Genomic DNA, 14,379 nt, shown 5'->3' on the forward strand with positions numbered 1-14,379 from the left:
TCTAGCCCGATCCCTAGACGTCGGTAGAACGACCTAGCGCGTGTCGCCCGGGACGGATGGGGCGGCAGCGCCGTCGAGAGGCGTCTGCCACCGTCTAGCTCTCCGGCTAGACACGGCCAGACGACCCGATGTCCCCCAGCCGAGGGCGGCGGACCGCTAGCGTCGCCGCCGTGATCAAGTTCCTGCTCAAGGTGGTCGTCCTCGGGGCGGTCTTCTACGGCCTGACGTACTTCGACGTGCTCCCCGGTCTCGACATCGTCCCCAACGAGGACGGCCCGCTGGGCGAGTACGGCACCTACCTGTGGATCGGGCTGATCTTCGGTGTCGTCAACGCGATCGTGGGACCGGTCCTCCGGCTCCTGTCGCTGCCCTTCGTGCTGCTCACGCTGGGGCTGTTCCTGCTGGTCATCAATGCCGCGCTGCTCGGTCTGACGGCGGCGATCACCGACCGGCTCACCATCGACGGCTTCGGCACCGCGGTCCTCGGCGGCCTGATCCTGGCCATCGCTGGCTGGGCGGCCGACCAGGTGCTGGACCGCTGATTCGGCCTCCTGTCCGCCCCGGCCGAGGGCAGCGGCGCCTGCCGCGTCGCCGAGCCGGGGCACCCCGACCGCAGTAGCGTCGCTCCCATGCCGAGCACCACCGGCGTCGCCCCGGACACCCCGGCGCGCGCACCGGACGGGAGCTCCACGACCGGCTCCCTGACCGAGCTGGCCGCGCTGGAGGCCGCCCGCGACGAGAAGCGACGACTCCTGGAGGAGGCGGCTCGTTCGGCGGTCGCGGCCCTGGGCCCGGACGCCTACCCCGCGGGCTGCACCGCCGACGACGTCCCCGCGCTGCTGCGCCGCTACTACTGGAGCGAGCCCGCCGCCGAGGTTCTCGGGCGCCGGCCGCGCGAGCTGGTCGACCTGGCGCTCGGCCACGTGACCGCGGCGGCGACCCGGCCGCCGGGCTCCGCACTGGTCGACGTCCTCCGTTCGCACGACGGCGTCGCCGTCGTCCGGCTGGCCACCGACGACATGCCCCACCTGGTGGACTCGGTGACCGCCGAGGTCGTCCGGCAGCGCGTCGGCATCGCGCACGTCGTGCACCCGGTGCTCGTGGTGCGCCGCGACGTGCAGGGCCGGCTGCTGGCCTTCTGCGACAGCGCCGACCCCGAGGGGTGCGGTGCCGACGCCCTCGCCGAGTCGTGGATGGCGGTGGTGCTCGACGGCCCGCTGGACGACGAGTCGGCCGCCGACCTCGTCGCCGGTCTGCGCACCGTGCTCGACGACGTCCGTGCCGTGAACGAGGACGGCCCGCGCCTGCGCGCCCGGCTGCTGGACCTCGCGACCACGCTGGAGAGCCGGGCGGGCACCGTCGCGCCGCCCCAAGGCACGGACCCGGCCGACGACCCCGCCGAGGCGGCCGCGCTCCTGCGCTGGCTGGCCGACGGCAACGTCGTGCTGCTGGGCGCCCGCGACGTCGACCTCGCCGCGGCGGGGGCGGAGGAGCCGGCGGTGCGGCCGGTGCCCGGCAGCGGGCTGGGCGTGCTGCGCAGCGACACCGACCTGCGCGCCCCCTCGCCGCCTCCGGAGGCCGTGCAGGTGACCGGGCGGCACCTGCTCACCGTGACCAAGGCGGACGCCCGCTCCTCGGTGCACCGCCGCGCCTGGCTCGACCTGATCGTCCTCACCCTTCCCCGCGACGACGGGGCCGGGCACCGGCAGCACCGGTTCGTGGGCCTGTTCCCGTCGACGGCGTACAGCGCCAGCGTGCTGGACGTGCCCCTGGTGCGGCGCCGGGTCGCCGAGGTCATCGCCCGCTCCGGCGTGCCCGCCGACAGCCACACGGGCAAGGAGCTGCTGGAGGTCCTGGAGACCTATCCCCGCGACGAGCTGCTGCAGGTCAGCACGGACGAGCTGCTGCCCGTCGCCGACGCCGTCCTGCACCTGCAGGAGCGGCGGCAGACCCGGTTGTTCCTGCGCCAGGACCCCACCGGCCGGTTCTGGTCGGCCGTGGTCTACCTGCCGCGGGACCGGTACACGACCGAGGTCCGCACGCGCATGCAGCAGCTGCTGCTGGAGCGGCTGGGTGGCTCCAGCATCGAGTACACGGCCCGGTCGACCGAGTCGGTGCTGGCCCGCCTGCACTTCGTCGTCCGCCTGCCGGTGAGCCGCAGTGGCCGATCGGGGCCGACGGCGGTCGACGCCGACGCGCTGCAGGCCGAGCTGGCCGCCGCCGCCCGCAGCTGGACCGACGACCTCGCGGACGCGCTGACCGCCCGGCACGGCGCCGAGGGGGAGCAGCTGTTCGCCCGCGTCGCGGACGCCTTCCCCGCCGCCTACCAGGAGGACTTCCCGGCGGAGCGGGCCGTCGACGACCTCGCCCGGCTCGAGGGGCTGACCGCGGGTCAGCTGTCGCTGCGGCTGTGGACGCCGGCGGGCGCCGGGCCCGGGGAGCGCCGGCTGACCGTCTACCGCGTCGGGGAGCGGCTGCTCCTGTCCGACGTGCTGCCGCTGCTGCAGCACATGGGTGTGTCCGTCGTCGACGAGCGGCCCTACGAGATCGAGCGGATCGGCGGCGCGCGGTCGTGGATCTACGACTTCGGCGTCGCGGTCCCCGCGGTGGACCTGCCCCTGCTCCGTTCCCTGCCCGAGCGGTTCACCGACGCCCTGGGCGCGGTCTGGCGCGGGGAGGCCGAGGACGACGGCCTGGGCGCGCTGGTGATGCTGGCCGGGCTGAACTGGCGCCAGGTCACCGTCGTCCGGGCCTACGTGCAGTGGCTGCGCCAGGCCGGGCTGCCGTTCAGCCAGGCCTACGTCGAGTCGACCCTGGCCGCCCACCCCGACGTCGTGTCGCGGCTCGTCGCGCTGTTCGAGGCCCGCTTCTCGCCGCGGGCCACCGGCGGGCGCGACGAGCGGCAGGCCGTCCTCGCCGACTCGCTGCGCCGGTCGATCGGTGAGGTCGAGTCGCTGGACGCCGACCGCGTGCTCTCCTCGCTCCTGGCCGCGATCACCGCGACCCAGCGCACCACCTACTACGCCATGTCCGCCCCGCCCCACCCCGCGCTGGGGCTGAAGATCGACCCGGCATCCGTGCCCGACCTGCCGGAGCCGCGGCCGGCCCGCGAGGTGTGGGTCAGCTCGCCGCGGGTCATGGGCGTCCACCTGCGCTTCGGCGCCGTCGCCCGCGGCGGGCTGCGCTGGTCCGACCGCCGGGAGGACCTGCGCACCGAGGTCCTCGGCCTGGTCAAGGCACAGATGGTCAAGAACACCGTCATCGTGCCGACCGGCGCCAAGGGCGGGTTCGTGGTCAAGAGGCCGCCCGCCGACCCCTCCCGCGAGGCCCAGCTCGCCGAGGGCCAGGCCTGCTACAAGATCTTCATCGGCGCGCTGCTCTCGCTCACCGACAACCTGGTCGACGGCGAGGTCGCGCCCGCCGAGCGGGTCGTCCGGCACGACGGCGACGACACCTACCTCGTGGTCGCCGCCGACAAGGGGACCGCGACCTTCTCCGACCTCGCCAACTCCATCTCGCTGGAGCGCGGCTACTGGCTGGGCGACGCCTTCGCCTCCGGCGGCTCGGTCGGCTACGACCACAAGGCCATGGCCATCACCGCCCGCGGCGCCTGGGAGTCGGTGACCCGGCACTTCCGCGAGCTGGACATCGACGTCCAGGCCCAGGACTTCACCGTCGTCGGGGTCGGGGACATGTCCGGCGACGTCTTCGGCAACGGGATGCTGCTGTCCGAGCACATCCGGCTCGTCGCGGCCTTCGACCACCGGCACGTCTTCGTCGACCCGGTGCCGGACGCCGCGGTGTCCTTCGCCGAGCGCCGGCGGCTGTTCGAGCTGCCGCGGTCCTCGTGGGCCGACTACGACCCCGCCCTGATCAGCCCGGGCGGCGGGGTGTGGCCGCGGACGGCGAAGTCGGTGCCGGTGTCCGCGGAGATGCGGGAGGCGCTCGGTCTGGGCGGCGGTGCGACGTCGCTGGGCCCCGAGGAGCTGATCCGGGCGATCCTGCTCGCGCCGGTCGACCTGCTGTTCAACGGCGGCATCGGCACCTACGTGAAGGCGGCGACCGAGAGCGCCGCGGACGTCGGGGACAAGGCCAACGACGCCGTCCGGGTCGACGGCGGTCAGCTCCGGGTCCGGGTGGTCGGCGAGGGCGGGAACCTCGGGCTGACCCAGCGCGGCCGGATCGAGTACGCGCTGGCCGGCGGGCGGGTCAACACCGACGCCATCGACAACTCCGCCGGCGTCGACACCTCCGACCACGAGGTGAACATCAAGATCGCCCTGAACGCCGTGGTGGACGCCGGGGAGCTGGACGCCGAGGGCCGGGCCGCGCTGCTGGGGGAGATGGCCGACGACGTCGCCGCCGCCGTGCTCACCGACAACCACGCGCAGAACGCGGTGCTGGCCGTCGAGGCCGCGACGGCGCGGCAGATGCTGGACGCCCACGAGCGGTTCGTGCGCACGCTGGAGCGCTCCGGCCGGCTGCAGCGGGAGGTCGAGTCGCTGCCCGACGAGCGGCAGCTGGCCGAGCGGCGGCGCGACGGACAGGGGCTCACCGGGCCGGAGCTCTCGGTGCTGCTCGCCTACGCCAAGCTCGACACCGACGCCGCCGTCCTCGGGTCGGCGCTGCCCGACGACCCCGCGTTCGGGCATCTGCTGGCCGACTACTTCCCCGCGCCGCTGCGCGAGCGGTTCCCCCACGCCGTCGCCGGCCACCCCCTGCGCCGCGAGATCGTCGCCACCGCGCTCACCAACCGGTCGGTCAACGTCGCGGGGGTGACCGGGCTCTACCGGCTGGCGGAGGAGAGCGGCGTCCCGCCCGCGACGGTGGTGCGGGCGCACGCGGTCGCCCGCGCCGTCTTCGACGTCGACCGGCTGTGGGACGCCGTCCGGCCGCTGGACAACCGGGTGTCGGCCGCCGTCCAGGTGGAGCTGCGCTCGGAGGCGGGCCGGCTGGCCGAGCGCGGTGCGCGCTGGCTGCTGCGGCAGCCCGACGTGACCGCGGAGTCGCCGCAGCCCCTGGGGGCCGTGACGGACCGGTTCGCCGCTCCGGTGGCAGCCGTGCGGGCCGGGCTGGCCGACTGGCTGCTGGGGGCGGAGGCCGATGCCTTCGCCGGCCGGGCCGCCCGGCTCCAGGAGGCGGGGGTGCCCGCGGAGCTCGCCGCCGAGGTCGCCGCCGCCCCGCTGCTGCCGGCCGGCCTGGACCTGGCCGTCGTCGCCGAGCGGACCGGGGCGCCCGTCGAGCTCGCGGGCCGGGTGATGCAGTGCCTGGCCGAGCGCCTGGGACTCGTCCCGCTCCGCGAGCTGATCACCGCGCTGCCCCGCGACCGGCGCTGGCCCTCGATGGCGCGGGCCTCCCTGCGCGACGACCTGGCCCTGGAGCAGTCCTCGCTCACCGAGGACGTGCTCAGCCTGCGCGCCGGTGACGATGCCGACCCCGCCGTCCTGGTGGGGGAGTGGGTGGACGGGTGGGACGCCGCCCAGTCCCGCGCCGCCGCGCAGCTCGCCGACATCGCCGGTGGGGACCGGCAGGAACTGGCCGAGCTGCTGGTCGCCGTGCGCACCCTCCGCGGGCTGCGCCGTCGGCGCGAGGCCCGCCGCCTCCCACGTCCCGCCGACCGGTAGGGCCGGGCAGAAGGGCTGGTCACGAGACCGTCACACCCAGCGGGGTTCCTCCCGCCGCGACGGGGGCACCCCGTGGGCGACCTGTCGCCGAACCGAGGAACTCCTGTGCCGCTGCGCCCCATCGTCCGCACCGACGGATACCTGCCCATCGAGGACCACGGGCTGATCGGGGACGGGGCGACCAGCGCCCTGGTCGGCCGCGACGGGAGCATCCCCTGGCTGTGCCTGCCCGACTTCGACAGCCGGCCCTTCGTCGCCGGCCTGCTCGACGCCGACCGCGGCGGCAGCCTCGACGTGACGCCGGTGGGGCTGCAGGCGTCGGCCCAGCGCTACCTGCCCGACAGCGGCGTCCTGGTCACCGACCTGCAGGGTCCCGACGGCCGTCTCGAGCTGACCGACTGCATGACGCTGCGCGCCGGGGCCGATCTCGGCGAGCAGGTGCCGGCCGGCCGGGGGGAGCTGCTCCGTCTGGCCCGCGCGGTGTCCGGCACCGTGGAGGTGGATGTCCGGCTGACGCCACTGGACGGCGTGCAGGTGCGCCCGGAGCTGGGCTCCTGGCGGATCCTCTGGCCCGCCCACCCGGAGCTGGAGCTGTACCTGTGGTGCTCGCACGAGATCGGCGTGAGCCGGGACGGCAGCATCGGCGGCCGGATCCGGCTGCGCGAGGGCGAGCTGCTCACCCTGACCCTGCACTGGTCGGGCCAGACGCACACCCGCGCCCGCACCGCGCCCCAGCGGCTGGTCGACCAGACCGTCGCGGCATGGCGGCAGTGGGCCGGGCACATCGACTACGACGGACCGCAGCGGGAGCTCGTCCGCCGGTCGGCGCTGACGCTGAAGCTGCTCGACCACGCGTCGACCGGTGCGGTGATGGCGGCGGCCACGTCCTCGCTGCCGGAGGAGATCGGCGGCGTCCGCAACTGGGACTACCGCTACACCTGGGTCCGCGACGCCGCGTTCACCACCTACGCGCTGCGGCGGATCGGCATGCGCGAGGAGGCCGACTCCTTCCTGGCCTGGACGCTGCGCAACGTCGAGCGCGACGAGCGGACCAGCATCGTCTACACCCTCGACGGGCGGCGGCCGGGGATGGAGTGGGAGGACCTCGCGCTGTCGGGCTACCGCGGCTCGGGCCCGGTCCGCTGGGGGAACGGGGCGGCGCGCCAGGTCCAGCACGACGTCTACGGCGAGCTGCTGGACGTGGCCTACCAGTGGGTGCGCGCCGGGGGAGTGGTGGGCGAGCCGCTCTGGCGGGCGCTGTGCGGTCTCACCGAGCAGGCCATCGCCAACTGGCGGACGCCGGACAACGGCATCTGGGAGATCCGGGACGCCGGCCGTCCCTTCACCTACTCGGTGGCGCTGTGCCACGTCGCCGTCGACCGGGCCCTCCGGATCGCGGAGGTGTGCGGCCTGCCCCATCCGGAGCAGCGGTGGCACCAGGAGGCCGACCGGATCCGGACGACGCTGCTCGAGCAGGCCTGGGACGCGGAACGGGGCACCTTCACCGAGCACCTGGCGCCGCCGGGGGAACGCAACGGGGGCGGCCTCGACGGCTCGCTGCTCACCCTGCCGATGCGCCGGATCATCCCCGCCGACGACCCGCGGATGGTGGCCACCACCGAGGCGGTGCGCCGGCACCTGGACGCCGGGGACGGCCTGCTCTACCGCTACCTGCACACCGAGTCGCCGGACGGGCTGCCCGGGGGCGAGGGCGCCTTCCTGCTGTGCAGCTTCTGGCTGGTCGACAACCTCACCGGCCAGGGGCGGCTGGACGAGGCGCACCGGCTCTACGACAGCCTCTGCGGCCGGGCCAACGAGCTCGGGCTGCTGGCCGAGGAGATCGACCCGTCGACCGGCGCCTTCCTGGGCAACTTCCCGCAGGCCTTCAGCCACGTCGGCGTCATCACCAGCGGATGGAACCTGGCCCGGGCGGAGCGGGCGGCGTCGGGGGAGGTGTCGTCGTGAAGCGGTCGTTCGTCGTCCTCGGCGGGAGCGGTGACCTGACCGGCCGGTTGCTGCTCCGGGGCCTGGCCGAGCTGTTCGACGCCGGCGTGCTCGACGAGGAGGTCGACGTCCTGGCGGTGAGCCGGGAGGAGTGGGACGACCAGGAGTACCGGGACTGGGCCCGTCGTCGGCTGGCCGCCCACGCCTCGCACGTCCCGGAGTCCACCCGGGAGCGGCTGGTCGGCCGCCTCGGCCACGTCCGCGGGGACGTCACCGCGGCCGCGGACCTGCGACGGGCGCTGGACCGGGTGTCGGACGTGCCGGTCGTCTACCTGGCGCTGCCGAACACGATCTTCCTGCCGACCCTCGAGGCGCTGGCCGAGGCCGGGCTCCCCGACGGCGGCATCGTCGCCGTGGAGAAGCCGTTCGGCCGGGACCGGGCCGACGCGCGCGAGCTCAACCGCGTCCTCCACCGGCTGGCACCCGAGGACGCCGTCTTCCGCATCGACCACTTCCTGGCCAAGCAGACGGTGCTCAACGTCCTGGGCCTGCGCTTCGCCAACCGGCTGTTCGAGCCGGTGTGGAACGCGGCCCACGTCGAGCAGGTGGAGATCGTCTTCGACGAGACGCTGGGGCTCGAGGGCCGGGCCGGCTACTACGACACCGCGGGCGCGCTGCGCGACATGCTGCAGAACCACCTGCTGCAGCTGCTCGCGCTGGTGGCGATGGAGCCGCCGCTGACCGTCGACGCCGCCGGTCTCGCGGCGCGCAAGGGCGACGTGCTGCGCGCCGTCCGGCCGCCGGTCGACATGGCCCGGGACACCGTCCGGGCCCGGTACACCGCCGGCGCCGTCGGGGAGCGCCGGTTGCCCGACTACGCCGCCGAGGACGGCGTGGACCCGGGCCGGGAGACCGAGACCTACGCGGAGTTCACCGTGACCGTGGACAACTGGCGCTGGTCCGGCGTCCCGTTCCGCCTGCGGAGCGGCAAGGCGCTGGGGGCCGACCGGCGGGAGATCGTGGTCCGCTTCAAGCCCGTGCCGCACCTCGCCTTCACCGACGAGGATCCCGAGCCCGACGTGCTGCGGCTGCGACTCGATCCCGACGGCATCGCGCTGGAGGTCAACCTCAACGGGGCGGGGGACCCCTTCGACCTTGAACGGCGGGTCCTGGACATCGACCTGCCCCCGGCCGGGCTGTCGGCCTACGGGCTGCTGCTGCGGGAGATGCTGGCGGGTGACGCCGCGCTGTCGATCAGCGACGTCGAGGCGGAGGAGTCCTGGCGCATCGTCGCGCCCGTCCTCGCGGCCTGGCGGGCGGGCGAGGTGCCGCTCCGGGAGTACCCGGCCGGCTCCGACGGCCCGGGCCCGCGCCACGATCAGGGAACCTGATCATCGAGCGTCCTCCCCCACCGTGGGCGCTGAGGGAGGACGCGGTACGGCGAGGGAGGACGTCATCGAGACAGATCTAACCTCGTCTAGCGCTGGAGCCAGAAAGCGCTAGAACTGCTCAGAGAGACGGGCGGCGCTCGCCGACGCGGGTGGCCTGCTCGAAGGCGTGCCCCACCTCGAGCACCCGCCGGTCCATCCGCGGCGCCGCGACGATCTGCAGCCCCACGGGCAACCCGTCGGGCGTGAAGCCGCCGGGCACGGACAGCGCCGGGCACCCGGTGGGGGAGAGCAGCGTGCAGGAGCGCATCCATGCCAGGTAGTCCTCCTGCGGCACCCCGGCGATCTCGGTCGGGTACTCGACCTCCACCGGGAACGGCAGCACCTGCGTCGTCGGTGCGAGCAGCACGTCGTACCGGGTGAAGAACTCCACCACCGCCTCGTGCAGGCTCGTGTGCCGCCGCTCGGCGCGGGCGAGGTCGGTGCCGGTGAGCCGGGCGCCGAGCGCCGCGTTCCAGCGGATCGTCTCCTTGACCTGGTCGGGGTGCCGCCGGACCAGGTCGCTGAACGAGGCGTCGAACAGCCACGCGCGCAGCGTGCCGAAGACCTCGTCGGCGCCGGAGAGGTCCGGGCAGTCCTCGACGAGGGAGGCGCCCAGGCCCTCGAACACGGGCAGGGCCGCCGTCAGCACCGCCGTGATCGCCGGGTCGACGGTGACCCGGCCGCCCAGGTCCGGCGCCCAGGCCACGCGCAGGCCGTCGAGCCGTTCGGGCAGGGGTGCGGCGAGGCCCGCCGGGTCGTCCGACAGCGAGATGGGCACCCGGGGATCGGGACCGGCCAGCACCGACAGCTGCAGCGCCACGTCGGCGACGGTGCGGCCCAGCGGCCCCTGGACCGACAGCGTCGACCAGCCCATCGGGGCCGGCCAGGTGGGCACCCGGCCCGGCGTGGGGCGCAGCCCGACGACGTTGCAGAACGCCGCCGGGTTGCGCAGCGAGCCGCCCATGTCACTGCCCTCGGCCAGCGGCACCAGCCCCGCGGCCAGCGCCGCTGCGGCCCCGCCGGACGAGCCCCCCGCCGACAGCCCGTGCCGGTAGGGGTTGTGCGTCGCGCCGAACACCGGGTTGACCGTGTGCGAGCCGGCCGCGAACTCCGGCACGTTGGTCTTGCCCACCCGGATGGCACCCGCCGCGCGCAGCCGGGAGACCACCAGCTCGTCGGAGCGCGGCACGGTGTCCCGCAGCAGCGGCGACCCCCACGTCGTCCGCATGCCACCGGTGGCATGGGTGTCCTTGTGCGCCACGGGGAGGCCGTGCAGCGGACCGACGGGTGCGCCCGCGGCCAGGGCGGCGTCGGCGGCGTCCGCGGCCGCCCGCGCGGCCGCGTCGTCCCGGGTGACGACGGCGTTGAGGGCCCCGTCGTACCGGTCCATCCGCGCCAGGTGTGCCTCCAGCAGCTCCCGCGCGGAGACCTCCCGCGAGCGCACCAGGGCGGCGAGCTCGGTGGCCGGGCGGGTGCAGAGCTCGTCGCTGGTGGTCACCCGGCGAGCCTGCCAGCCGCCCGCGTGCGCCGCCGCGGGCCGGCCAGGGACCATGGACGGCGATGAACAGCGATCAGGACGGCCCCACCTTCGTCGAGCTCGGCCTGCGCCCCGAGCTGCTCAAGGCGCTCACCACCCTCGGCTACGAGGAGCCCACACCGATCCAGCTCGAGGCGATCCCGCCGCTGGTCGAGGGGCGGGACCTGCTCGGCCAGGCGGCGACCGGCACCGGCAAGACGGCGGCGTTCTCCCTGCCGGTGCTGCAGCGCCTGGAGGCGCACCGCTCGGGCCGGTCGCCGATCGCGCTCGTGCTCGTGCCCACGCGGGAGCTCGCCGTCCAGGTGTCGGAGGCGCTGCACCGCTACGGCAAGGACCTGGGTGCCCGGGTGCTCCCGGTCTACGGCGGCGCCCCGATCGTCCGCCAGCTGCGCTCGCTCGAGGCGGGTGTCGACGTCGTCGTCGCCACGCCGGGCCGTGCGCTGGACCTGCTCAACCGCGGCAGCCTGCGACTGGACGAGGTCGCCACCGTCGTGCTCGACGAGGCCGACGAGATGCTGGACATGGGGTTCGCCGAGGACCTCGAGGCGATCCTGGACGAGACCCCCGAGCAGCGGCAGACCGTGCTGTTCTCCGCGACCATGCCCCGGCGGCTGGACGCCCTCGCCCGCCGGCACCTGCGGGACCCGGCGCGCATCACCATCGCCAGGGAGCGGGCGCAGGAGGGGGAGGCGCCGCGGGTGCGGCAGACCGCCTACGTCGTCCCGCGGGCGGCCAAGCCGGCCGCACTCGGCCGCATCCTCGACATCGAGGCGCCGACGGCGGCCATCGTCTTCTGCCGCACGCGCGAGGAGGTCGACACCCTCACCGAGACCCTCAACGGCCGGGGGTACCGCGCCGAGCCACTGCACGGCGGCATGAGCCAGGAGCAGCGCGACAAGGTGATGGGCCGCTTGCGCGCCGGGACGGCCGACCTGCTCGTCGCCACCGACGTCGCCGCCCGTGGCCTGGACATCGAGCAGCTCACCCACGTCGTGAACTACGACGTCCCCTCGGCGCCGGAGTCCTACGTCCACCGCATCGGACGGGTGGGCCGGGCCGGGCGCGAGGGCGTCGCCATCACCCTGGCCGAGCCGCGGGAGCACCGGCAGCTCAAGACGATCGAGAAGGTCGCCGGCGCGACGATCTCGGTGCAGACCGTGCCCACCGTGGCCGACCTGCGCGCCCGGCGGCTGGACGTGACCCGGGCGGCGCTGCGCGAGAGCCTGCTCGGTGACGAGCTGGACCGGTTCCGTGTGGTCGTCGAGACCCTCGCCGACGAGTTCGACCTCATGGAGGTCGCGCTGGCCGCGGTCAAGCTGGCGCACGAGGCGACCGGGGGCGTCGACGACGACGAGGAGATCCCGCAGGTCGGCTTCCGCGCCGACCGCGACGGCGGCCGGGGTCCGGCCGGTCCGCGCGGCGAGCGGCCCGCCCGCCGGTCCCCGGGCGGGCCGACGGGACGGCTCTTCGTCGGCCTCGGCCGGGAAGCGGGCATCCGCCCGGGAGACCTGGTCGGTGCGATCACGGGCGAGACGGGCCTCACCGGCCGCGACATCGGGGCCATCGAGATCCACCAGCGGTTCGCGCTCGTGGAGGTCCCCGAGCCGGCGGCCGACGAGGTCGTGCAGGCCCTGCGCGCCACGATGATCAAGGGTCGCAAGGCGACCGTCCGTCGCGACCGCGGCTAGGCGGAGGCCCCCGGCCCGGGCAGCTCCAGGCGGTGGAGGCGGACGGCGACCAGCGCGACGTCGTCGTCCGGGCGGCCCTGGACGAGCCGTTCGAGCAGTTCGTCCAGCAGCTCCTCCAGCGGGAGGTCGACCAGCTCCACCAGCGCCTCCCGCAACCGGGCCACGCCCCTGTCGAGGTCGGCGTCCCGGCGCTCCACGAGGCCGTCGGTGTAGAGCAGCACGGTGGAGCCGTGGTCGAGCACGACCACCGACTCCCGGCGCACGGCGGACGGGTCGACCCCGAGCATGAGGTCACCCACCCAGGGCGCCAGCTCGGCGACGGTGCCGTCGTGGTTGAGCACCATCGGCGGCAGGTGCCCGGCGTTGGCCCAGCGCATCCGCGTGAGACCGCGGCGGCGTTCCTCGGGGGTCTGCTCGAACCGGGCGATCGCGGCGGTCGCCAGCGTGCCCAGCTGGAGCGTGCCCATGGAGTTGTCCAGCCCGCGCAGGACCTCGACCGGCCCGGCGTCGCCGTAGGTGGCGATCCCGCGCAGCAGGCTGCGCAGCTGCCCCATCGCCGCGGCGGCCTCGGTGTCGTGGCCGACGACGTCGCCGATCACGAGCATGGTGTCCCCGCCGGGCTGGAGGAACGCGTCGTACCAGTCGCCGCCCACGCGGGCTGCCTCGGCCGCCGGCAGGTAGCGCACCGCGATCTCGGCGTGCTCGGTCGCCGGCGGATCGGTGAGCAGGCTCCGCTGCAGCCCCTCGGCCAGCTGCTGCTGCGTGCTGAACAGGCGCGCGTTGTCCCAAGCCAGGCCGGCGCGGTCGGCGACGTCCTGGGCGATGGCGACGTCCTCGTCGGTGGGCGCGTGACCGGTGGCGTAGAAGAGCGTGAGCAGCCCGACGGTCCGGCCGCGGGCGCGGAGGGGGAGGGCCACCTCGGTGGCCGGGTCCAGGATCGCGAGCAGGTCCCGCGCCGGGCCGGGAGGCAGCACCTCGAGGACGTCGCCACCGCTGAAGGTGGCCGCCTCGCCGGTGTGCAGGGCACGGGCGACCGGCGCGGTCATCGGCATCGCGTCCAGCCGGACCTCGCGGTAGCGCTCCAGCAGCGGACGGGCGGCCGGGTCGACGTGCCAGCTGCCGACGTCCCGCGGTGCTCCGTCGGCGCCGATGACCGTGACCACGCAGAAGTCGGCCAGGGCGGGCACCACCAGCCGCGGGAGCCGGGCGGTGGCCACCTGGGTGTCCAGGGAGCCGGCGAGCTCGGCGCTCACCTGGGCGAGGGTAGCCAGCTGGCGGGCCCACCGCTCGGCCCGTTCCTGGGCCGCCCGCCGCTCGGTCACCTCGAGGAAGTAGACCGACAGCCCGTCCGGCGTCGGCCACGCCCGCAGCTCGTACCAGCCGTCCAGGGGTGCCGGGTAGTACGCGTCGAACGAGACGGGCTCCCCGCTCGTGACCGCTCTGCGGTAGCTCTCGTCGAACACGCTGCCCGACATGGCCGGGAAGGCGTCCCAGAGGACCTTCCCGAGCAGTTCGTCCCGGCTGTGCCCCAGCAGCCGCTCGGCCTCGGCGTTCACGTGGGTGAACCGCCACTCGCGGTCCAGGGAGTAGAAGCCGGCCGGCATGGCCTCCAGGACGCGGGTGACCCGCGAGGCCACCTCGCGCTCGCCCGTGGTGTCGTACGCCGCGCCGACGAGCCGCTCGGTACGGCCGTCCGGTCCGGGTAGCGACTGCCCCCGGGCGTGGATCCACCGGGTCTCCCCACCGGGGAGGACGATCCGGTACTCGACGTCGTATTCGCCGCAGGTGTCGGTGCTGGTCTGCAGCGCGTCGGCGTGCCAGTCCTTGTCGTCCGGGTGCACCCGGGCGTTGAAGGCGGCGAGGGACTCGTCGAAGGAGTCCGGGTGGTCGTAGCCGAACATGCGCTGGAGCGGCTCGTCCCACAGCAGCCGGCCCGCGACCGGATCCCAGTCGAACGTGCCCACCCCGCCGGCGACCTTGGCGAGCTCCCAGCGGAGCCGCTCGCTCTCGTACTGCTTCTGCAGGGCGGCCAGCCGGGCGCTCGCGGTGGCCTCGGCCGGGCGCGCCCCGGTGGCCGGACGCTCGCCGTCTGCGGCGGTCGTCCGGTCGGGAGTTGAGTCCACGGGGAGCCCTTCTGCCCGGGTACGGCCCGGTCC

General features: G+C 75.0%; 7 protein-coding genes. 5 read left to right on the plus strand and 2 right to left on the minus strand.

Features of this window, described 5'->3' with window-relative positions; genetic code table 11:
* The first annotated feature begins 170 nt into the window (after window positions 1-170).
* The 4 genes from ACI793_RS05750 (at window position 171) to ACI793_RS05765 (ending at window position 8,959) form a co-directional block, all read left to right on the plus strand.
* Complete coding sequence (locus tag ACI793_RS05750; protein ID WP_456605407.1) at window positions 171-542, plus strand: phage holin family protein; 372 nt, start codon at window positions 171-173, stop codon at window positions 540-542.
* 87 nt (window positions 543-629) lie between these two features.
* A complete protein-coding gene (locus ACI793_RS05755; protein WP_456605408.1) occupies window positions 630-5,624 on the plus strand; it encodes an NAD-glutamate dehydrogenase in 4,995 nt (1,664 codons plus the stop codon).
* 105 nt (window positions 5,625-5,729) lie between these two features.
* A complete protein-coding gene (locus ACI793_RS05760; protein WP_456605409.1) occupies window positions 5,730-7,589 on the plus strand; it encodes a glycoside hydrolase family 15 protein in 1,860 nt (619 codons plus the stop codon).
* The gene (locus ACI793_RS05765) at window positions 7,586-8,959 is read left to right on the plus strand and encodes a glucose-6-phosphate dehydrogenase (RefSeq protein ID WP_456605410.1); all 1,374 of its coding nucleotides are present in this window, start codon (window positions 7,586-7,588) and stop codon (window positions 8,957-8,959) included. Before ACI793_RS05760 ends, ACI793_RS05765 begins: the two co-directional genes overlap by 4 nt.
* Window positions 8,960-9,077: 118 nt before the next feature.
* Here the strand turns inward: ACI793_RS05765 and ACI793_RS05770 are convergent, their stop codons facing one another.
* Window positions 9,078-10,496 carry an amidase gene (locus ACI793_RS05770; RefSeq protein WP_456605411.1) on the minus strand — a complete coding sequence of 473 codons (1,419 nt, stop codon included), beginning with the start codon at window positions 10,494-10,496 and terminating at the stop codon, window positions 9,078-9,080.
* A 62-nt stretch (window positions 10,497-10,558) separates the two neighbouring features.
* Between ACI793_RS05770 and ACI793_RS05775 the strand changes: the two genes are divergently transcribed.
* Entirely contained in the window at window positions 10,559-12,223 is a 1,665-nt protein-coding gene (locus ACI793_RS05775; RefSeq protein WP_456605412.1) for a DEAD/DEAH box helicase, read from the plus strand.
* Here the strand turns inward: ACI793_RS05775 and ACI793_RS05780 are convergent.
* Window positions 12,220-14,346 carry a SpoIIE family protein phosphatase gene (locus ACI793_RS05780; RefSeq protein ID WP_456605413.1) on the minus strand — a complete coding sequence of 709 codons (2,127 nt, stop codon included), beginning with the start codon at window positions 14,344-14,346 and terminating at the stop codon, window positions 12,220-12,222. The genes ACI793_RS05775 and ACI793_RS05780 overlap by 4 nt on opposite strands.
* Between the last annotated feature and the right edge of the window lie 33 nt (window positions 14,347-14,379).

The organism is Blastococcus sp. SYSU DS0617 (assembly GCF_054051075.1).

What these genes read in the sequence shown, in the direction of transcription:
- ACI793_RS05755 (WP_456605408.1), top strand. Translation starts at nt 630, where the DNA reads ATGCCGAGCACCACCGGCGTCGCCCCGGACACCCCGGCGCGCGCACCG.
- ACI793_RS05775 (WP_456605412.1), top strand. Translation starts at nt 10,559, where the DNA reads ATGAACAGCGATCAGGACGGCCCCACCTTCGTCGAGCTCGGCCTGCGC.